At 71.5% G+C, this 21,439-nt stretch carries 15 protein-coding genes and 2 pseudogenes; 12 read left to right on the top strand and 5 right to left on the bottom strand.

The window, feature by feature from the left end; genetic code table 11:
* Nucleotides 1-1,096 precede the first annotated feature (1,096 nt).
* From ACI78U_RS06930 to ACI78U_RS06915, 4 genes and pseudogenes are all read right to left on the bottom strand, one after another.
* Complete coding sequence (locus tag ACI78U_RS06930; protein WP_456874549.1) at nt 1,097-1,435, bottom strand: histone-like nucleoid-structuring protein Lsr2; 339 nt, start codon at nt 1,433-1,435, stop codon at nt 1,097-1,099.
* A gap of 521 nt (nt 1,436-1,956) precedes the next feature.
* A pseudogene (locus ACI78U_RS06925) lies at nt 1,957-2,193 on the bottom strand (IS5/IS1182 family transposase); the annotation flags it as partial.
* Between the two features lie 137 nt (nt 2,194-2,330).
* Nucleotides 2,331-6,467: a trypsin-like peptidase domain-containing protein gene (locus tag ACI78U_RS06920; RefSeq protein ID WP_456874548.1), complete on the bottom strand. Its 4,137-nt coding sequence runs from the start codon at nt 6,465-6,467 to the stop codon at nt 2,331-2,333.
* A gap of 28 nt (nt 6,468-6,495) precedes the next feature.
* Entirely contained in the window at nt 6,496-6,960 is a 465-nt protein-coding gene (locus ACI78U_RS06915; protein ID WP_456874547.1) for a trypco2 family protein, read from the bottom strand.
* 1,110 nt (nt 6,961-8,070) lie between these two features.
* Between ACI78U_RS06915 and ACI78U_RS06910 the strand changes: the two genes are divergently transcribed.
* From ACI78U_RS06910 to ACI78U_RS06875, 8 genes and pseudogenes are all read left to right on the top strand, one after another.
* A complete protein-coding gene (locus tag ACI78U_RS06910; protein ID WP_456874546.1) occupies nt 8,071-8,277 on the top strand; it encodes a hypothetical protein in 207 nt (68 codons plus the stop codon).
* 203 nt (nt 8,278-8,480) lie between these two features.
* Nucleotides 8,481-8,552 (top strand): annotated as a pseudogene (locus ACI78U_RS06905) (zinc-ribbon domain-containing protein); the annotation flags it as partial.
* 336 nt (nt 8,553-8,888) lie between these two features.
* The gene (locus ACI78U_RS06900) at nt 8,889-9,425 is read left to right on the top strand and encodes a hypothetical protein (protein ID WP_456874584.1); all 537 of its coding nucleotides are present in this window, start codon (nt 8,889-8,891) and stop codon (nt 9,423-9,425) included.
* Entirely contained in the window at nt 9,419-10,471 is a 1,053-nt protein-coding gene (locus tag ACI78U_RS06895) for an N-acetylmuramoyl-L-alanine amidase (RefSeq protein ID WP_456874545.1), read from the top strand. Before ACI78U_RS06900 ends, ACI78U_RS06895 begins: the two co-directional genes overlap by 7 nt.
* Nucleotides 10,472-10,547: 76 nt before the next feature.
* On the top strand, nt 10,548-12,188 hold the full coding sequence (locus tag ACI78U_RS06890) for a streptophobe family protein (protein WP_456874583.1): 1,641 nt from the start codon (nt 10,548-10,550) through the stop codon (nt 12,186-12,188).
* Between the two features lie 562 nt (nt 12,189-12,750).
* Nucleotides 12,751-14,055: a PASTA domain-containing protein gene (locus ACI78U_RS06885; protein ID WP_456874544.1), complete on the top strand. Its 1,305-nt coding sequence runs from the start codon at nt 12,751-12,753 to the stop codon at nt 14,053-14,055.
* On the top strand, nt 14,052-16,508 hold the full coding sequence (locus tag ACI78U_RS06880) for a GDSL-type esterase/lipase family protein (RefSeq protein WP_456874543.1): 2,457 nt from the start codon (nt 14,052-14,054) through the stop codon (nt 16,506-16,508). The genes ACI78U_RS06885 and ACI78U_RS06880 overlap by 4 nt, the downstream gene beginning before the upstream one ends.
* A 206-nt stretch (nt 16,509-16,714) precedes the next feature.
* On the top strand, nt 16,715-17,038 hold the full coding sequence (locus ACI78U_RS06875; RefSeq protein ID WP_456874542.1) for a zinc ribbon domain-containing protein: 324 nt from the start codon (nt 16,715-16,717) through the stop codon (nt 17,036-17,038).
* A 200-nt stretch (nt 17,039-17,238) separates the two neighbouring features.
* Here ACI78U_RS06875 and ACI78U_RS06870 read toward each other — a convergent pair whose 3' ends face one another.
* Complete coding sequence (locus ACI78U_RS06870; RefSeq protein ID WP_456874541.1) at nt 17,239-17,682, bottom strand: nuclear transport factor 2 family protein; 444 nt, start codon at nt 17,680-17,682, stop codon at nt 17,239-17,241.
* Between the two features lie 558 nt (nt 17,683-18,240).
* Here ACI78U_RS06870 and ACI78U_RS06865 point away from each other — a divergent pair.
* From ACI78U_RS06865 to ACI78U_RS06850, 4 genes are all read left to right on the top strand, one after another.
* On the top strand, nt 18,241-18,792 hold the full coding sequence (locus tag ACI78U_RS06865) for a PadR family transcriptional regulator (RefSeq protein WP_456874540.1): 552 nt from the start codon (nt 18,241-18,243) through the stop codon (nt 18,790-18,792).
* Nucleotides 18,789-19,463, top strand: coding sequence for an ABC transporter ATP-binding protein (locus ACI78U_RS06860; RefSeq protein WP_456874539.1), 675 nt, complete (start codon nt 18,789-18,791; stop codon nt 19,461-19,463). The genes ACI78U_RS06865 and ACI78U_RS06860 overlap by 4 nt, the downstream gene beginning before the upstream one ends.
* A gap of 20 nt (nt 19,464-19,483) precedes the next feature.
* Entirely contained in the window at nt 19,484-20,842 is a 1,359-nt protein-coding gene (locus ACI78U_RS06855; protein WP_456874538.1) for a hypothetical protein, read from the top strand.
* A gap of 221 nt (nt 20,843-21,063) precedes the next feature.
* Entirely contained in the window at nt 21,064-21,393 is a 330-nt protein-coding gene (locus tag ACI78U_RS06850; RefSeq protein ID WP_456874537.1) for an excisionase family DNA-binding protein, read from the top strand.
* Nucleotides 21,394-21,439: the final 46 nt, after the last annotated feature.

Below are 21,439 nucleotides of genomic sequence, written 5' to 3'. Positions count from 1 at the left end.
TACGGAGGCCTGGGAGATAGGGAACCGATCGGGAGAACTGCGCACGCAAATCGGCAGCCAGGTCGCAGGTCATGCGGCGCGATACAAGTTAGATGTACCGGGCGATCTACGGCGCATTCTTCCCCCAGACGCGGAGTGATCGCCGAAGCACAGGTGCGATGCAACAGTCCGAGCAACAGCGAGGAGCCGCTCTCCCGGCCGCCATCTGTGGCGCTGAGGCACGCGGAAGGCACGACTTCCGCCCGACATGGCGCTGACCAGCACAGAGGGCGATTGGAGTCCCGAGCCTTCCAAGCTGACTGTGCGGGTTCGATTCCCGTCACCCGCTCCACATGGTCGATCGTCTGCCCGGGGATGTCGGTGGGGATCTTGGACTTCAGGTGCACGTCGATGAGGTGCAGCAGCACGTCGGCGACGTCGATCTGCACGTTGCAAGATGGGCCGCTCGACGTCGAAGGCCGGGCCTGGTCGTCCGGGGGGCTGGGCCGTCAGCCGCCCGGTAGAGGGGCGGGTCGATGAACCTGTTGCCGATCTGCTCCTGCGCGGCGATGGGGTGCCGGGTGGCCACGACCAGGTTCGCTCGTCGAAAGACGGCGCCGTCCTGGGTGTGGGTGCTGGCGAGGTTGCGCCGTCGAGATCGGTCTGCTCCAGCAGCGGCGCAGGGTGATGAGCGCCCGCGGTTGTCCCGGGCGCTCCTGGCCGTTGACCTCTCGGAAGCAGACGATGTCGGCGGGCAGCCGAACGATCGGCGAGCGGATTAAGGCGATCCGCTCGTCCAGCGTCGGGCGCTCCCCCGGGTCGGTCTCGTCGAAGTTCTCCAGGCCGACCGTCGCAATCCGCACCGTCGTCCCGAATCGCCCTCGAGCCAGGAGCGAGGCCGGCCGAGCATGACCCCGTCGCAGGGTCGGAGGCGATGACCCAAACCGCAGATACCGCCACCGGTTTCCCGAGCCGACCCGCCGGCGAGTCCTCTCAGCGCCGGCCGCAGCCTTGCGTAGGCCCTGGCCCTCCTGTCGAAGCGGCGCCAAGTGCACGACACCCGCCAGACCGGACGTCCCGCTGGTAACCTAGGCCCGTCGGCGTGGTCCCGGTGAGCTCAGTTTCCGGCGGCGCGGAATGCCTCCAGAACCTCGGCCTTGATGCGGCCACGAGTGGACACGGTGTAGCCGTTACCCGGGGCCCAGGCGCGAACCGCGGCAGGGTCGAAGCCGCTGAAAGGCTTGGCGGGCTTCTCGGCCGTTCCCGGCGTCCGACGCCCGCCAGAGGTCTTTCGTGCGACGGCGATGTAGCGAGCGAAAGCGTCCCGCAGGGTCGAGGCATTGGCTTCGGTGAGGTCCAGCTCGTACTCGCGGGAATCCAGACCGAAGCGCACTGTGGTGTCGGCCGGCTCGCCGGTCAGGTCATCGACCAGGGTGACGACAGTCTTCGTTGCCATGGCGATCATGTTTCACGCACGAACGCGGATTGCCCATGGGACCGCCGGCACGCTCATCCCATGGTGGCACACACGCGGTCAGGACAGCGCCTCGATTACCCGCATACGACAGTCCTTCGAAGTGACCCCAGTCAGGCGAAGAAGTGTTCAGCCGGCGGGGTCACTTCACAAGTTGGCCATCGGGGCGTCCGACTTGAGGCTTCCTAGGAACCGGCCGAAGTAGAGAAGGCATGTTACGCGAGGAGCCTCTAGGACAGGAGAAGGCTTTGGCTACGAACGTCGGGGTCATCCCTCCTGGCGCACACGACGTCGACTGCATGGACGGTCCGGCCGGGCAGGTCACCTGCGGCTACACGATTGACGATCCGACGGCGCCCTGGCCAACCACTCCGTACAGCCACTACACCAACGTGTGGTCGACGTACACAAACCGTGGGTCATTCACTGGCCGATGTCGGCCGAGGACCTGGCGCCGGAGCTCTTCAGCCCTCGGGGGCCGGCTTGATTTGATGCTGCTCGTCGGTCGCTTGATCCGAAAGCCCCTCCAGCGCCTGCAACACCAGGACGGAGGCGACCACATCGGCGTGCACGCTGGGCAGGCCCAGCGGTGAGGGGAACAGATCGGCGAACGCCGCATCCGGAAACAGCTGCCGTCGATGCTCGGCCAAGAACGAATACACGCTGCCCGCAGGCACCAGGCGTTCCAGCGCCGACTCGGCGTCCATCACCCCATGCTGGGCCGGGGAAGTGCCCTGCATAACCCCGATCGTCCCGCCGACTCTGCCGACGGACGAGCCCCAATATCAGCAGGCTCGTAGGCGAGCGGCCCCCTTGGTCGCCGCATAGGTGGGGCTTGAGCTTCCGGTCGCCGGCCATGACCCCGTAGGTGCCCTTCTCAGGCAACCCAAGTCAGGACCGCATCGGATACTGCGAGAAGCGCTTCGCTGTCTGCCCGGCCGAGCAACTTCAATCCGTCAAGCCAGTGCGGCGTCACCAAGATGAGTGCGAATGACCGGGGTGCCCGAAGGGCAGCGAGGCCCGTCAGCACTCTGGCGACTACAGCAAGGGCGTCGGCCTGTGCTGCCCGGCCGGGCATGCTGCGGGCGATCTCTTGGGCGGTGGGCACCATCTGTTCGCCTCCATCCACGAGATTCACCAGCACCGCCCCTAGCGCCTCGACCTGCGCGGTCGAGCCGGGGATGAACCGGGCAGTCTGCTGGGCGGCGGCGGCGATTTGTGCGGCGCGGTCGGCATGGCCAGCGCTAGCCAGCACACGCGCGAGACGCGCCAGCGCCCTGGCCTGGCCGAGGTGGTCGGAAATGCTTCGGGCGGTTTGCTCGGCGCGGTCAGGCAGGCCGGCATCGGCCATCCCCGTGGAAACGGCGCTCAGCGCCGTGGCCTGCCAGTAGGGCTCGGGGATGGACCGGGCAGTCTGCTCGGCGCGGTCGAACTGTCCGACGGCTGCCAGCGCCTCTACGACGTGGAGCGTCGCCAGATCGCTCCAGGGATAGCCGTAGCTTCTCTGGGCGGCCTGCTCGGCGCTTCTCCGGGCTGCCTGCTCGGCAGCGGAAAGCACCTGTGCGGCATGGTCGGCGTGGCCACCGGTCCTCAGCGCTCGGGCGACATCGAGCAGCGCCTCGGTCTGGTCCCCCGGGTCGGGGATGGTGCGGGCCATTTGCTCGGCGCGGTCGAGTTGGCCCACTGCCGCGAGCGCCCGAACGACGGCTGACTGTATCCAGCTCGGCGGGCTTGGGTCCGAAATCGCGGCCTGCTCGGCCGCCACAGCGACCTGCACGGCGCGTTCGGCGTGGTCAGCGGCGGCCAGTGCTTCGGCGACGCCGGCCAGTTCTAAGGCCAGCTCCGCGCCCCGGTCGCTCGGGTCGGGGATGGCGCGGGCGATGCACTCGGCGCGGTCGGCGTGGCCCGCAGTCGCCAGCGCTCGGGCGACATTGCTCAGCATGTTGGCCTGGACGCGGCGGTCGGGGATGGTGCCGGCGATCTGCTCGGCGCGGTCGGGGTAGCCGACGGCCGCTAGCGCACTAACGACGCGGACCATCGCCCACCCCTGATTGAGGTGGTCGGGGATGGTGCGGGCGATCTGCACGGCGGCGATCGCCATCTGCTGGGCGCGGTCGCCGTAACGCGCGGCGCCCAGCAGCGTGGCGCCAGCGCCCAGCAGCCCTGCCTGCGCGGCGGGGTCGGGCACGGTTCGGGCGACCTTCTCGGCCGCGGCCGCCACTTGCTCGGCTCGGTCGGTGCGGCCAGCCCCGACCAGCGCTTCGGCAAGGACCGTCAGCACTCGCGCCTGCGCGGCGGGCTCGGAAACGGTTCGGGCCACTTTCTCGGCCGCGGCCGCCACTTGCTCGGCTCGGTCGGTGCGGCCAGCCCCGACCAGCGCTTCGGCAAGGACCGTCAGCACTCGCGCCTGCGCGGCCGGGTCGGGGACGGCCCGGGCGACCTCCTCGGTCGCGGCCGCCACTTGCTCGGCTCGGTCGCCGTGGTCGACATCTGTCAGCGCTTCGGTGACGGCAGCGAGCGCCCCGCGCTGCTCGACGGGGTCGGGAACCCAGCCGGCAATCTGCTCTGCTCGGTCCGCGTAGCCGGCTGCGATCAGCGCCTCGGCGCCGGCGATCTGTGCCGTGGCCTGGTCATCTGTGTCTGGCACGGTGTGGGGGATTTGCTCGGCGCGGTCCCCGATGGCAGCGGAGGCCAGCGCGTCGGCGAGGACGGCCTGCACTTCGGCGAGGGCGACCTGAGTCGCGCGGACGGCCTTGAGGTCGGAGCCTTCGGTGAGGGGCGAGTCGTGAAGCGTGTGGTAGATGGTGTCAACGATCTGCTCGACACGGTCGGTACGGCCGACGAGGGCCAGTCCTCGCGCGGCAGCGACGAGCGCCCCGGTCCGGTCGCGGTAGTCAGGAACGGTGCGAGCGGTCTCCTCGGCAGCCACCGCCACCTCCTCCGCACGGTCGGCGTGCCCTGTTTGGGCCAGGGCCCGGGCGGCCTCGGCCAGTGCGTGCGCTTGCGCAGAGCGAGAGGAGATCGCTTGGGCCAGCCTGACGCCGCGGTGTGGGCGCCCCAGACGAACCCACAGCGCTGGAAGGTTGCGGGGGATCGCCTCGTTGCGCTGCGTGAGCCGCTCTCGCTCGACGGCCAGGAGAGCCAGTTCGGTGAGGTTGGGGTCCGGTCGGTCGACCAATAGCTGCTGAGCTTGCTCGATCTCGGCCAGGGCGGCGGCGTCGACGTTTGTGCGGATGAGCATGCGGTCGTGCCGTGTGGGATTGGCGGCCAAGCTCGCGAGCCGTTCGATGGGGCCGAGCTGAGCGAGTTGCTGCCCGTACGGGACGAGGAGGTACCGGGGGGTGTCAGGTGGCCAGCCTCGGGCGGCGTAGTCGTCGGCCCAGTCGTCGATCAGCCGCTGGAAGTCAGGTAGGTCGTCCTGAAAGAGATCACGTGCCTCCTGCAGAAGTAGCTCATGGGCGAAGACATGCACGGTCTGCTCGGGCTCATCATCGTCGGGAACGGTGCGCAAGCTGCGACTAAGCGCCTTTCCCAGGCTGTCCCTCACTTTGACTGCGGTCACCGTCCGATGACCGAACCGACGTGTTAGCTCGGCAAGCTCCCTGCTGCTCAGGCCGCCCGAGGCGATGGACAGCAATCCGATGAGGTCGCCGTTGAGGTCAGCGGCCTCGCGAGCGGATCCCAGTTCCGCTTCGGCGGCTTCTCGAATTTTTGACGCCACCGGGGACACGGAAAGAGGCCAAGCGTGCCGGCGCAGCGGGTGCTTGCCATCCAGCTTGAGCGGCACGCCGGCCCGGCTGGCGACCAGCAACCAGGCGTTGTCGGGCAAGGCGGTTGCGTCAGGCAGCCAGCGGGCGACGGCGAGACCGGACTCGACGGTTTGGTCCTCGTCCAGCCCGTCGACGAGGACGAGCAGGCGGTGGCCGCGCTGCTGCGCGGCCCCGGCGGCGTCGCGCAACAGGAAGGGAAGTTCCGCCACGCGCTCCGCAACAGGCGCCGACGGCGGCTGCGGCTTCTGTGCGTGAACCGCCAGCTGGCGCGAGAGCACGTCGAGGGCGTAGTCGGCGCTGGCCTGACCGGTTGTGCGGCGCAGGAAGCAGGCGGCCACGTCGACGTCGCCCGGGGGATGCAGAACGAAGGTGGCCAGCAGCGCGGTCTTGCCGGCGAAGGCCTCGGCTTGGATCCAGCGCCATCGCTGCGGTCCGTGGCAAAACTCGGCCAAGTCCACCAGCTCCCGCTCCCGGCCGACCAGCACCTCCGGTCTGACCGCGACCGCGGCCACTTGGGCCTTCGCGACGACGAGGTCGCGGGCGGTCGGCGGGTTGACACAGTCGAGCTGCTGGCCGGGGGCGGGCAGCTGGGGCAGCGCCCGCCGCCACGCGGCCACGGTCTCCGCCGGGGCGTCGAGCAGGGGCGCCACGTCGAGGAGGGTGAGCGTCCCGGCGCCCTCCTCGGGGTGGTGCTGCCCGACCACGCCGAACAGCCGGCCCTCCGTAGTGAAGACCCCGGCCCCGGACATGCCCTCCCACGGTGAATGCCTCCGCTGCGGGTCGTCGGGTGGCGGGCTGTGCACGGCGAACTCCAGCGTCCCAGTCTTGGCATTCGACCCAGCCACGACGCTTCCTTGTGCTTGGCGCAACTCGCGGAGCAGCACGCCGGGCCTACCAGGGGCCGTTCGCAGCTTGTGCCGCGGAAAACCGGCGGCGACCGCCGGCAGCGGCTCGACCGTGGCCCGGTCCAGCCGACCGAACAGCACCCGCTCCACCGACTGTGCCGCCACCGGCACCAGTGCCAGATCCGCCTCCGGCACCAGCAGCACCGCCCCCGGCGCCACTGCCATTTGGGCCTCGGAGGTAAGCTCGGTGGGCGCGCCCAGCCACACGCCGATCGTCTCCGCGTCGGCGACCACGTGCGCGGCGGTCAGCACCCAACCCGACGCGACCAGATAGCCCGAGCCCCGCTCTAGCGGCTGGCCGGTCCGCTCGACGAGCAGCTCCGCGACCCGCTCACGCACCGGATGAGTCACCGTCGCCTACCAGGTATCAGCCGCCGGCGCCCTGGGGCTCAGAGTCGCGTTGGCCGGTGGCCGGCCGCAGCACCGGGGCCTCCTCCCCCGCCACGACCGCACCGGCCACATCGACGCTGCGGGTGGTCACCTGACGCACCTGCCCCTTCGCGTCGTAGGTGACCTGTTCGATGCGCGGCCTGAGCGTCAACGTGAGCGTCTGAGTGCGCACCCGCTGCGAGGACAGCTCCCCGCTGCCGCTGACCTCGGCGTTCAGGACCCAGAACTTCGCGCTGACCTTGCCCGACCCACCGCCGCGCCGTTCCGTAGTGACCGCCACCTCCAGCGCGACAGACACCTCCTCGACCCCGAGCTTCAGCGAGGAGCCCTCCGCCCGCTGCTGCGCGACCGCGAGCTCCGCCCGCAGATCGGTCAGGAAGTCCGCCAACCCCACCGACCCGGCAGGCGGCTCATGCGCGTCCGGCTCACCCGTCTCCGACACGACCGCTCCCCCTCGGCGCCCAGAAGGGCACCCAGGGTCCCGTTCCCGCCCGACGACGGTCAACGGGTTCGGGCGCTGACTGCCTGAGCCGGGATGCGCCTCCGGCGCCAGCCATCGCGCCCGCACCGAAGTCACGCTGGTACCCAAGCCGTACTCAGGTGCCGGGCACATCCCGGGACTGACCGGAACGAAGACGCCGCGAAGGTGCAGGTCCCGCACCGTCAGGGGGTGATGAGCAGCCAGTTCTTCACCGGCGGCCGTCCCAGACCAGCAGGATTTGCGCCGCCGAGCATCCAGCAGGCGGGCCTAGTCAGCCTCGGTGAAGCCTTTGCGCCGCTCGCGGGCGCCGGCCGCGGTCGTCCGGCGGGCAGGAGACCGTCTGGCAGTCAACTGAACGGGGGCGATCCCGTCACTGCCGCGGTACGCGGGCCGCGTCCCAACGGCGCCGCCGTCGCTTCCGTGAACCACGGCACTCGAACGGCAACGGGGCCGAGCGACAGCGAGGAGCCGCTCCTCCGGCCACCATAAGTGGCGCGAGAAGGCACGCGGAAGGCACGGCATCCGCCCGACTTAGCCCTGACCAGCGAAGATGGCGCTAGGAGTCCCAAGCCTTCCAAGCTGGCCATGCCGGTTCGATCCCGGTCACCCGCTCCACTGCAATGTCGCGGGACACCCCGTCCGCCGCCGGCAACGCGCCAGACTTCTTGACCCCGGAGGTTTCTCCGAAATGCATCTTGCACGTCTGCCGGCAGCCAGCCGGGTGTCTCAGCGGAGGCGCGCCCGTTCCCAGTTACCGCCCCGGTCACCGGGCTCGATCACTGGCCGCAGTCGAACGCGTCCTCCGGCGACGCGCCCTCCTGGCACCAGTACGTGGGACTGATGGAGGGATCATCGACCGGGTCTTGGCCGGTACGTGCGGCGCGTAGAGCTCCAGCGTGAACTCATGGCCGACGTCGTGGAAGGGAGGGTACTCGGCGGCGCGGTCGGTGCCCTCGGTGTCGGTGACAGAGCGCGGTGATCGTGGCGTTGAGTGTGGACCCGCCGACCGTGTAGGTGAACTGCTCGATGTCGTTGCACCACTCCTCGACGGCCGGCCCCGCAGGTGGAGCCGTGGGTCTGCACGCCTCCGACGTCGTGGATGGTCAGCTGTGCGCCGTGCGCGTACCACTCGCCGAGGAACTCCGCGGGCGCGCCGCTGGTGGGAGTGCCGGCGTCGGCAGTGCCGATGAGCGCGTCGAGCTAGCCGGGGTCGGCATCGCCGGCAACGCGCATGGAAACCGGCTGCTGATGTCAGTCGCCGGGGATGACGATGACTGAGCGCGCCTCTCCCGCGTGCGACCCCGTGCCCTTGGTCCTCTCGGCGACACCTCCGGCTCGACCTCCAGGTGGGCGGTGCCGTGACGCGCCTACCCGAGCTCCGGTCCGGAGCGCTTGGCACGCCTCATGTTCTTCCGCTACGGGAGCGTTCTCTTTATCCTTCGAGAGGTCGCGCCGAGCGGGCGCCGGTCACCGGGGGTGCCATGACGGCTCGGTTCTGTTCGTCCTGCGGTGCGGCGGTGAACCCGTCGGCTCAGTTCTGCGCATCGTGCGGAACGCCCGCCGGTGCACCGACGCTGGTTGAGCGGAGCGTCGTCTCCGGTGCTGGCGTCCCGGGGGGCTCAGCAACGGCCGGGCCGACCGGCTCCACGGTCGAACCGCCGCCGAGGGTCTCGTTGACCAAAGCCGGTGGGGCAGCCCCGGTTCCGCCGCCGGCGTCCCGGTCCGGCGCGGCGGCCACCGACAGCCCCTGGGAACCCGTCCCGTCGGGGCCGACAGCCTCCGGGGCCCCGGCCGGACCGCCACGCGCTCCCTGGGTCCGCCGACTCGACGCAAGCACTCCCCCGACCCGACGGCACGGCGTCCTGCCCTGGTTGGCGGTCGCTGCGGCGGTGGCCGTCGTCGCCGTCATCGCGGTGTTCGTGAGTTCGCGGGACTCGACCTCCGACGTCGCCGCGACCGCCGACCCGTCGGCCGCGACGACCCCGCAGCTCGATGCTCCGTCCGCCGCGACATCCTCGAGTTCCACCGAGCCTTCGACAGACGCCCCCAGCCGAACCCCTTCCCCAACCGTGTCGGCATCACCGACTCCGTCGCGTGGAGATCTCGGCTTGCCGACGCCCATCTCCCAACCCGCCTGCAACGGTCAATGGGTGGTGTTCCTCGGCGCGGCAACCACTCCTGGCCGCTACGCCGACGACATCGATCAGCTGCTCGAGACGCAACCAGGCTCGGACTACCTGCTCACCGAGGGCAGCTGCTCGTCGCTGCGTCAGCGACTGGATGACGGCGGCATCATCTTCGCCGCCTACGTCGGCTACTTCCCAGATCAATCCGCCGCCTGCACTGCGCGCGACGGCATCGGCGGCGGCGCCTACGTGAAGCGGCTGGACAACGTCACGCCGCCCGAACAGCTCTGGCAGTGCTGAGCCACGCCGAGGGCAACCAGGGATCAGCGGCGGGCGAACCGCATCCGACGCCGAACCTGACCCGCCGCGCGTTCGTCCGCCGCTCCTCGGCCATCGCCCTGGCGATCCCGATGGCCGCTGTCCTCGGCGACGTCGCCGGCGCCCAGCCCCTGCCCGCCGACCGGCTGATCGTCCGTCCCAGGGAGGATTGGGCCCAGGGCCTGCTCCCGGTCGGGCCGCTCCTGCAGGAGCAACCGGGGGACGTCCGCTTCCTGCTGGTCCACCACACTGCCTCCGGTAACGAGTACGGCCCCGACGACGTCCCGGCCCTGATCCGCGGCTTCTACTCATTCCACACCGGTCCCGACAAGAACTGGCCGGACGTCGCCTACAACTTCTTCATCGACCGGTACGGCACGGCCTGGGAGGGGCGGGCCGGGAGCCTCGCCGGGCCGGTGCAGCCCGATGCCACCGGCGGGAGCCAGGGATTTGCTCAGCTGTGCTGTTTCATCGGGGACCACACGGTCGAGCCCCCCACCGCGGAAGCCCGGCAGGCCATGGTGGCCCTGCTGGCGACACTGGCCGAGCGCTACCAGGTCGACCCCAGTCCCGGGGCGACGACGACGTTCGTCTCCCGCGGATCCAACCGATGGCCGGCGGGCACCCCGGTGACCTCTGCCACCATCGCCGGCCACCGGGACATGTCCTCGACGACCTGCCCCGGCGACGCCGCTTACGCCCTCGTGCGGAACACCTTCCCCGCCGAGGTGACGGCGCTGCTCGGTGCCGCCTCGACGGCCCCCCCGCCGCAGCCGCAGGAGACCGCACCGGCATCGGGCGCTTCGCCCAGCGCGCAGCCGACGTCCACGCCGGCGCCGACCGACACGACCGCAACGACCGACACGACCGCAACGACCGACGTCCGGGACACCGACCCGACGGCGCCCGCACTGATCGTGGGGGGCGGGGTGACCGCCGGAGCGGCCGCGGCCCTGTACCTCCAGCGGCGACGCCCCTCCTCTGCTCGTGACGAGCGACGGCCCGACGGCGACCCGGGCGGAGCCTGAGGTCCTTCCGCAACGCCACGGTTCTCTTTACTCTCCTTCCGTCGCCCGCGCGGGCGTCAGTTCACGGGGGGACACCATGCCGGCTCGGTTCTGTTCCGCTTGCGGTGCGGCGGTGGTTCCCGGCGCGCAGTTCTGCGCAGCCTGCGGCGCGCGCGTGGGGGAACCGCTGCCGGCCGCGCTTCACGTCGTCCCCGGTTCCGACGCCCCGCCGAGCCCGCCCCCGAGTACGCCGAGCGGCCATCCCGCCGAGCCACCGGCGCAGCCCGCGCCTCCGCCCTACTCGTGGACGCCGCCGGCCGGTCCGCCCGTTGGCGGCTACGGCGCCCCGTCCGGTACCCCGTGGGGGACGGGCGCGTCCGGGTCCGGCAGCCGCTCGGGGAAGTCGATCGCGGACGGGTTCGGAGCCGGTGACTGGCCCGGCGCGCTGGCGGCGGCCGCTGCAGCCGTCGGGGTCATGACCGGCGTCGCGCTGATCGGCATGCTGATCGTCACCGAGGTTGGAGCAGGGTTTCGCGGGACCTTCGCCCTGGTGCTCGCGGCCGTCTGCAGCGCCGTCGGCGGCGATCCCTACCTCAGCGCCTCGGCGGCCGACGCCGCCGAGGGTTCGATCAGTCTGGGCCTGCTCCCGCTCAACGTGACGTTCGCCGGGCTCGGCACCCTCGGCTGGGCCTTCACCCTGCGCCTGCGGGCCTCGAGTACGACGGCCCTGCGGGACGTTCTCGTGCAGGCCGCCCGCACTGTGCTTGCCTTCACCGCCCTCTTCCTCCCACTCTCGTTGCTCACCCGATACCGGTCCGACGACGGCGCGGCACTGAACCTCGTCGGACAGTTCGGCGTCTCGGTGTGGTCCTCCCTTCTCGGAGCGTTCCTCTTCGCGGTGGCGACCCTGGGTCTGGCCAGCCTGCTCTCCCGTCGGACCGTGCTGCCCCCGCGCCTGCAACGGGTCCGCGAGGCGGTGCGCGCGCCGCTCGGCGGAGCCGCGTGCGTGCTCGCTACGGGTGGCGTCGTCCTCGCCGTCACCCTCCTGCTCGGGCTGCTCCAACAGGACGAACGGCTGGCGCTGCTCGGCGGCGCCACGCTGGGAGCCGGCAACGGCGTCCTCGCCGGCGTCCTGTGGTCGGGCGGCGTACCTCTGACCATGGAGGGCGGGCTGGCGACCAGCGTGCTCGGTGGCTTCCAGCGCACCGCCTCGCAGAGCATCGACCTGACCACCATCACCGACGTCAGCGCGTGGTTCTGGCTCGCCCCCGTCGTCCTGCTCGTGGTCGCGCTCGTCGTCGCCATGGCGCTGGCCGTCCGGCAGGACTCCGTCCCGGACGCGCGGCGCGAGGGTCTGCGGTTCGCTGCGGCGCTCGCCGCCATCGCGTTCGCCGCGGCGCTGCTGCTCCGGATCTCCGTCTCCTCCGAGGGCAGCGCCGCCGGGGCGACCGGCTCCGCCGGCGGCACGGCCACCTTCAACCCGTTCCTCGCCGGTTTCGTCTTCGCCGTCTGGGGAGCTGTCGCAGGCCTGCTCGCGCCCGTGCTGGCGACCCACGCCCCCGTGGGGTTCGTCTCCTTCGTCCGCCGTCGGTTCGGAACGGCGGATGCCCTGGCGCGCGGCTACGCCGGGCCGTCTCCTGTCGGCGGCACTCATCCGCCCGCGCACGGAACTCCCCCGCCCAACGCGCCGCCGAGCACGTCGCCGCAGTGGCGCCCGTACGAGCCTCCTCCCGTCTAGGCCGACCATCAGCGGCCTCCGCGCCGTACCGACCACCTCGCGGCGAGTTCAAGGAGCACCACCATGGCCTCCTGCGCACCGTGGCCTGCTCCATGTACCCGGAGGTCGATCCTGCGAAGACTGCAGCGCGGCGGCGGTCACGCCACCGCCGCGGGCCAGTCGCATCAGGTCCCCGATGACAACGGCGGCCGCGACGTCGTCAGCCGATCGCACTGGACGGCTCAGGGACGGCGAACGTGCCTGGTGACCGCTGTCGTCCTGTGCTCGATCGCAGCAACGGCACCTTCGTGTACTGGCCGACGAGGACGAGCCCGTCTCGATCACCACTTCCGGTGACTCGGATGTGCGTGGTCCGGGCGCGGCCATCCCGGACGGCGGATCGACCATCCTGTCGCCGAGCGCGAGGACTCTTGGGCGCCTCATGTCCTGGACGCCTTGTGCCTGGACGGACAACGCCGAGTCCTGTCGGTCACGGCGAGCATCCAGCCGCGGGATCAGGTCGAGATCGCCCGCTCGGCGCGAAGTCCCGGAGCCGTCGCCGAGCCCCAGCCCAGGAGGCCGCATGACCCGCTACGCCCACTGCGGTCACCCACAGGCGCCCGAAGCGCGCTTCTGTGAGGTCTGCGGCGTCGCGCTCGCCGCGCCTGCGCAGACTGGGCAGCTGCAGGCTGAACCCTCACCCGCCACCCCCGGGGCGCCGCCGTCGGGCGGTCCCTTCCTGCTGCAGCCGACTGACGCCGACGAACCACGGACCACAGGTGGCGGCCTGTCATCGGCTCCCCCGGCGCCAGACCGTGCCCTCGAAGCTCAGATGTCGATCAGCCCGGACGGCCGGTCATCCGTGACCAGCGGTGCTCGCGCCGACCTCGACCCACCGGTCAGGAAGCCAAGGGCACGACGGAACCGGTGGCGCGTCGGCGTCACCGGGGTCATCTTGCTGGTCCTCGGCATTTTCGGCACCGGGCTCGGCGTCGGCTGGGTGGCCGGCAGCCGCTCGGTCGACGGTGCCGCCGGCAACACCACCGTCGAGGTCATCGGGGCTCCCAGCGTCGCCGATGGCGATCTCGTTGTGCTTCCCGACGTCCGGGGACTCCTCCTCGTCGACGCACAACAGGCCATCACGGACGCCGGCTTCCCACTCGACATCGTCGCCGTCCAGAACGCCGCCTCCGCTCTGCCCGCAGGCACGGTGGTCACTCAGGACCCCGTCGGCGGTAGCGAGGACGTCGCCCAGGTGACCCTCTTCGTCGCCGTCCCCGGCAGCATCCCGGATCTCATCGGCCACACAGCCGACGACGCCCGGCGCGCGCTACTCCAGCTCGGCGCGACCTTCCAGCAGCAGCAACGCTACGACCCCGCGGCCATCGAAGGCACCGTCCTCGCCGTCGACCCGCCCGCCGGCAGCCCGTTCACCGGCTCGGTCACCGTCACCGTCGCCGCCCCCGCCGACAGCGTCTTCCTCGCCGACCTCGAGGCCGAAGAGGGGACGTGCAACGACGGCGAGACCGGTGTCAACGGCAACCAGTACGACCACGCCCTCGTCTGCACCCCCGGCAGTGCCACCAGCCCCCGAACGACGACCTACCTGACCAACCGCCTCGGAACCACTCTCGACGCGGTCGTCGGCCTCAGCGACTCCAGCGACACCGACGCCGCGGCCACGCTCACCGTCCTCGGCGACGGACGGGTCCTCGCCCGCCTCGACGTCCGCTATGGACAGTCGCAACCGCTCTCGGTGCCGATCGGCGGCGTCCTCCGGCTGGACCTGCAGTACGCCTCCAGCGGCGAGGGCTCCGGTCAGCTCGCCTTCGGTGACGCCCGGATCGTCGGCTCCCCCGACGCCATCACCACCTTGGCCGGCCAGTGAGCGCCCTCCGCCTGCTCTCACTCGGCCTCATCGCGCTCGCCCTCGCCACCGGGGTCGTCGTCATCCCCGCCCCGCCGGCGTCGTCCGCCCCCAGTGACCCCCTGCCCACCGCCGGAGTTCAGCCGATCCTGCTGCTCGTGGACACCTCGGGCTCCATGGCCGACGACGACCCGAACGGCGTAGCCAAGATCGAGGGCGCCAAGACCGGGCTGCTCCGACTGCTCACCAGCCTGCCGCTCCGAGCCGACATCGGCTTGCGCACCTACCCGGCCGACGGCGGCGACTGCGGCACGGGACACGAGGAGTTCGAGGTCACCCGCCGCGAGACAGCCGGCATGAGCGCCGTGATCCGAGGCCTGACCCCCCAGGGCGGCACCCCCACCGCCGAGGCGCTGCGCGCGGCCGGCGACGGACTCATCGCCGATCAGCTCGACACCGCCACCATCATCGTGGTCTCCGACGGGCAGAGCACCTGCGCCGACCCGTGCCCGGTCGCCCGTGACCTGATTCGCGAAGGCCTGCAGGTCACCATCCACACTGTCGGCTTCAGCATCGCCGCCGACGACCCGGCGCAACAGGAGCTCACCTGCCTGTCGAACGCCACCGGGGGCACGTACACGACCGCCGCCAACGCCGACGACCTGGCCGAGCGCCTCGGCCGGCTCAGCGCCCCCGCCGTCGACATCGAGCTCGACACCGCCGAGACGTTCAACCCCGAGGCACAGTCGGCGCTCACCGTGCGAGCCACGATCTCCAACCCCACGGCGCAGATCGTCACCGATGTCCGCGTCGACCTGCGCTTCGACCCTCGGGCCAGCGGCGGCGCGCCCGCGGTGACCGCGCCGATGCAGCTGCTGGGCAATCTGGAACCCGGCGGCCACCGCATCGTCTCCTGGACCGTACACACGACCCTCACCCGCGCCGAGGGCGTCCTCGCCTATGTCGTCCGTGCCATCAGCGACGGCGCCCTCCCCGAGGAGGACAGCGGTCAGATCGCCTTGGTCGGCGGGATCGACCTCGCCCTCGGCGGGCAGCTGTTCCGCGACGCCGACCACGTCGTCGTCCTCGGTGACTCCTACTCCGCCGGTGAGGGCGCCGGCGACTACGAGGATGCAGCCGGCGGCGCCGCCAAGGGCTGCCACCGCAGCCGCCACACCTATGCCGTCCAGCTGTTCGGCGCCGATCGGGTGGACAACCTCGCCTGTTCCGGCGCCATCATCAACGACCACTACGCCGGCCAGAAGGGCCGGACCGTCAACGGAGGTCCGCTGCCCAGCCAGCAGGACCAACTCGACGACGTGGACACGGTCGACCTCGTCTTGCTCACCATGGGCGGCAACGACATGGGGTTCGCCGACATCATCACGAACTGCGCCGCCGGCACCGACTGCGACAGCGCGCTTCTGTGTGGCGGCCCAGCGGTCGGCGAGCTCCTGCTCATCGACGACTGCCAGGGGGCGCTGCCGAAGGTCTGGCAGGCGCAGCTCGGCTCCCTGGAGACGAACCTCGTCGGCTACTACGAGGACGTCCTGGCCGACACCGGGCGGGCGCCGGTCATCGTCCTGCCCTACGTCAACCCCGTGCCGCTGTCCGACCGCGGCCACTTCCGCTGCAACGCCGGGCTGCCCGGCGTGTCCCCCTCCGAGCTGGGGATGATCCGCTGGCTGCAGACCGAGCTGAACCGGCACATCGCCGCAGCAGTGGAGACCGTCCGCGCCGACGGGTACGAGAACCGGCTCTACTACGCCAGCGACGTGGAGACCGCCCTCGAGCCCGACCACACACTGTGCGACGGGGACCCGTGGCTGGTCTGGGCGGGGTCCCTACGACCGACCGCCTGGGGCGCCGAGACCCAGGAGCTGGTGCACCCCAACACCGAGGGCTACCGCGCCATCGCCGCCGCGCTCCTGCGCTGGTCGGCCCGCGTCGACCCGCCAACGGTCGAGGACAGCACCCCCACCGTGCGGTCCTCACTGCTCATCCGGCTGGGCAACGCCGTGGGCTCCGTGCAGGAGAGGATGGACGGCGCAGCCGCTGGCACCCCACGCCTCGACCTCCAGGACGTTCAGTCCACGGCGCCCGTATCTGCGGGACGTCCAGTCATCGTGCAAGGCAGCGGCTATGCGCCCGGTGCTTCGGTCCGTATCGGGATCGGGAGCACGCTGCACACCCTGGCCGTGGCCCCCGCTGGTGACGACGGCAGCTACCGCATCACCGTCGACGTCCCCGAGGGATACGAGGGCGACCACATTGTCTATGCGGCCGGCTTCACCCAGGAGGGCGACTATCTGCTGCAGGCGCAGCCGGTGATGGTCACCAGTCCGCCGCCGTGGGGCGCGCTCGCTCTCAGCGTGCTCGGATCGCTCGTCGCCGTCGTCGGCTGGTCACTCCTCAGGCGCGAGTTGGGACACCGCAGAGTCAGCGTTCCGGCGGGCGAGAACAGAGCGGCATAGGAACGCGCTGGAGATGCGGCTGATCGGTGGCTCGATCTCGGCCTCCTGCCGCAGCCCGTCGTCGGGCGTTACGGAGGAGGGGAGGGTCGCGACGACAGCACCGAGCAGTAGACGCGTTCGCGACGGACGCGCGACCTTTCATGACTCGTCGGTTGGCCGCTGTCCGTGAGGTCGGGGCGAACGGGCGTCGATGCACGGGGTGAGTGATGCGGGCTCGGTTCTGTTCGTCGTGCGGCGCGGCGCTGACCCCCGCTGCCCAGTTCTGCCCATCGTGCGGATCAACCGTCGGCACGCCGCCGGTCCATGAGGCGGCCGTTCCCGATGCCGGGCTTGCGGTGGACACCTTGCCGATCGCGCCGAGCGGCTACTCCGCCGCGCCGCCCGACGTCCCCTGGGAGGGACGAACCGGATCGGCGAGACGCCGACGGGCGCTGAGGCGACTCCGGCTGGTGGATAGCCGCCGCCTGGTGCGCCGGCACGCCATCCCACCGGCCATCTGCTCCTCGCGCACCGGCGGAGGCACGGTCTGAGTGTGGGCCTCGACCAACGGACCCGGGACAAGCAGTGCTCATCCGCCGGCGGCTCGGACACCCGATCCTGCCGCGGGTGCAGTCCCATTAGGGACACAGCAGCGACCTGCAGGCTCCCCTGGCACTGCGCCCACCGGACACGGCGGGATCCTCGCCCTGCGTCTACTCGGCAGGACGACATGTGCCGGCCGCATCACCGGCTAGGGGCTCAACTGCTGTTGGATCGCGGCAAGATCGATCCAGGCGCTCTCCCGGCTGATCAGGCCATCGCGGAAGTCGAAGACGTGCAAGAAGCGGGTGTGCACCGGTCGGCCCTGCCCGTCCATACCGAATGGGTGCCCCACCGCGGTGGCGTGCAGGACCGACTCGTCAACTACGTGGTCGGCGCCGTACCGACGGCGGACGGGTTCGAAGCGATCGATCCGCAAGTCAGCGAACAGCGCGCGGTAGAACTGCTCGATCTCTGTCGTACCGTGCAGCGTCGGGCCGGGGCGCCCGACGACGTCGTGCTCGGCATCGGGCTGAAAGCCCGCAACGAGCGCGGCCAGATCGCCGGTCTCCTCCGCTCTGTAGTGGCCGTCGACGAGCTCGTCCATGCGCTCCTGAGACATCTGAGCTCCCGGCACGGGCGCCGTGGTGGTCATGTCGTCCTCCTTGACAAGCCCTCGTTGTCAGGACTCGGCCATGGTGGCCTTCCGAGCAGCTCGCGACCAGCCGCCCTGGCCCCAAACCGTGTACCGGTGGGGGCAACCCGGTTGGCCCAGCCATGAGCTGCCTGTTCGGTTGCGTCGCATCCGGGGTGGCGACCTGTCCCTGAGGCCACCTTGAGGGACACGTCGTCGTCGCACCTGACCGACATGAAGGCACCGGCTCGGCGCCCTGTCGAGCTACCAGGCAGCGCTCGTCAGAGCCCGATCCCTCGGCACTGGAGATCGCCGAGACCAAGTGCCACACCTCATGCATTCGGCGTCCCGGACGTCGTTGTGACGGGTTAGCGGAGACCGTCGCAGACGGTGAGCGCCTGGTGAGACGGGACAGAGTCGGCGACCGAGCGCGCCTCCGAGAGCACGAGTGTCAGGGCCGCAAGTGCCAGAGCCAGGCACACCCCGAGGAGGTCCCTCGTCGGGTGAGGAGGTTCGCCGGCGGTCCGCGACGCGACTCATCTATTCACCAAGTATCTACTCATGGTGTAGACATCCTGCATGTCGTTGACCGAGCTCCACCTGGCCTTGCTGGCGGGCTCGCCGCGGCACGGCTACGACATCAAGCAGGAGCACGATTCGTGGTTCCCGGACACCCGGCCGCTGCCGTACGGCCAGGTGTACGCGACGTTGGCGCGACTGCAGCGCGATGGGCTGACCGAAGTCGTGGAGACCCGCGTAGAGGGCGGCCCCGAGCGAACCGTGTACGCGCTGACCGCCGAGGGGGCCGCGCGACTGCGGGCTTGGCTGGCCGAGCCTGCAGCGCCCACCGGAGTCGGCGCGGAGGAGATCGTCCGAAAGACCGTGGCCGCGTTGCACACCGGCATCGACGTCGCCGGGTTCGTCGCCCGCCAGCGAGCGGCGCACCTGCGGCGCATCCGAGAGCTGCAGGCCACTTCACCGGGCGCTGGCGCGGCCGAGCGACTGGTCCGGGAACACCTCATCGCCCACCTCGACGCCGACCTGCGCTGGCTCGAGCTGGCCACCGACCTGCTGCCGGCCCCTGACGGCCGGCAGACCGTCCACCCCGATCAGGAGGAGAACCGCGCATGAGCACGGTCGAGCTGTCCGGTGTCAGCCATGCCTACGGCCGCACGCAGGCGCTGAGCGACGTGTCGCTCAGCGTGGAACCCGGGGAGGTCGTCGCCGTGACCGGGCCCAGCGGCTGCGGGAAGTCGACCCTGCTCCTGCTGACCGCGGGAGTGCTGCGCACCCAGTCCGGCCGCGTCGTGGTCGCCGGCACCGAGCTGTCCGGGGCCGACGACGCCGCGCGCGCACGGTTCAGGCGCCGGCACATCGGCCTGGTACTGCAGTTCGGGCAGCTGGTTGAGGATCTGTCGGTGCGGGACAACGTCGCGCTGCCCTTGCTGCTTGAGGGCCACCGGCCGGCCGAGGCCCGCGCTGCGGCCGACGGCTGGCTCGACCGGGTCGGGTTGGACGTCGGACCCGACACGATGCCGGCGGACCTGTCCGGCGGCCAGGCGCAACTGGCCGCCGGCGCCCGCGCCTTGGTCACCGGGCCGCAGCTGCTGCTGGCCGACGAGCCGACCGCCAGCCTGGACACCCCCGCCGGGCGGGCGCTGCTGGACCTGCTGGTGGGCACCACGGTGCAGGCCGGCGGGTCGGTGGTCCTGGTCAGCCACGACAACGCGGTCGCAGCCCGCGCCGACCGCGAGATCCGGCTGCGCCGCGGCGCGATCGCCCACCAGGTGGCCCTGTCATGAGCCCTGCCACGAGGTCTGTCATGAGGCCTGCCGCCCTGTGGCAGCTGGCGGCCCCGAGCGTGCGGGCCTCCCGCACCCGGGCAGCGTTGGTGGCCGGCGGCACCGGCGCGGCCGGCGCGCTGGTCCTGACCACCGGAGCGCTGTTCCGAGTGCCGGCCTTCGCCCTCCCACCCTCCGACACCACCGACGTCTACGAGGTCTCCTACGACCCCCGCTTCGCCAGCATCGTCACCAGCGCCGAGACCCGCATCGGCGTGGCCACCGCGGTGCTGCTGGTCGCCGCCACCGCCTTGGTCCTGGCGTGGCAGGCCGTGTCCGCCGGCAGCGCGCGCCGCCACCGCCGCGACCGGGCGCTGGCGACCGTGGGGGCCACGCCGGGCGACCTGCGGCGGCTGGGCGCACTCGAGACCGCCGTCGCCGGCGCGGCGGGGGGACTGCTGGCCGGGCCGGCCTACTTGCTGCTGTGGCTGGTCCTCGGACCCGCACAGCCGGCGGCCAGCCGGCTGTTGCCCGCGCTGGCACCGGCCGACCTCCTCACCTGGGCGTGCCTGGTACCGGTGTCCGCGGGGCTGGCCGCCGCCGGCGCCCGCTTGAGCACAGGACGCCGCCGGCGTCCGCTTCGCGGCTGGTGGTGGGTGGCGCTCGCGGCCGTGGCGCTCACCGGCATGCTCGCCGTTCCGCGACTGAGCCAGATCGCCGACCGGCAGGTGCAGGTGGCGCTGATGTCGGCCGCGGTGACGCTGCTGCTGTTGGCCGCGCTGGGCAGCGGCACGCCCTGGGTCCGGGGCAAGGCCGCCAGGATGAGACGCCGCAGCAGCACCGCGGACGTGCTGGCCGCCGGCGGACTGCGCACCCTCGCGGGACCCGCGGGACGGGCCGCCGGGGTGCTGCTGGGTGCCGGCCTGACCACCGGTGTGGCCACCGTGCTGCTGGGCATCACCCTGCGTGAGGGCACCGCCCTCGGCTCCGGCGGCTCCCTCCTCGGGCTCGTGCTGGCCGCCGTCGCCGCCGGCTTGGCAGGACTGGCCGGACTAGCGACCCTCACCCTGGCCGCGGTCGACGACCTGCTCACCACGCGCCGGGCCCTGGCCGCGATGGCCGCCGTCGGCGCCGACGTGGCCACGCTGCAGGTCGTGCAGCGGCGGCGGCTGCGGGCGGCGACGATCGCACCTCTGGTCTGCGGCCTGCTCATCGGCGGGCTCGGCTACGGGGCCCTGAGCGCGACCCCAGGATCGGCTCCCGCCGTCGACGCGTGGCCGCTGCTCATCGTCGGCCCGATCGCCGTCGGCCTCTTGATGCTCGCGAACGCGGGGATCGTGCGGCTGCTGAGCAGCCGCACCCGTGCGGCCATCGACCCGGCCAACCTCCGCGTCGCATGACCACCGACGAACCCGCCAGCGTCATCGCCGCCCGCCAACTCGCCGCAGACGCCCGCGCACGACGCGATTGCACCGATCCGGGCATGACGGCCAGCCCTTCTCTTGCCCATCGATGCCGCAGACAGCTCCGGCGGCGCACGATCGATGGCGGCCCGCCGCCGACCGCACGTCCGGCAGCACCCGAGCCACCGCGGGGGTGAACAACGCAGAGCCGGTCGACCATGGCCGACGACCGGCGCGCACCGACCGTCACACCGGACATCGCGGCGCCGAACTGCCCGGCCGGAGCAGGACGACCGGAGGCGTACTGGAGGACGCCGACGAAGCTCCGAGGCATGACGAGGCAAGCGGCGCAGGGGCAGGCTCTTGATCGCGGCCCGCTGCTGACCGTCGCGCGTGCCGGCGAGTACCTCGGCACCGGCGAGCGGTTCACCCGCCGGCTCATCAACGAGCGCCGGATCAGCTACATCGAAGTCGGCAAGTATGTGCGCCTCGAGAGGTCGGCACCAGACGCCCTTGTGGATGCCGGCCGCGTCCACAGCCAGCACTGATCAGCGACGACGCCCGTGCGCGGTTCCGCCGGCGAGTCGGTGATCC

The sequence above is a fragment of the Geodermatophilus sp. SYSU D00710 genome, from assembly GCF_054050195.1.
Note: the sequence above shows the minus strand (reverse complement) of the source record. Positions and strands in the feature narration are given on the sequence as shown.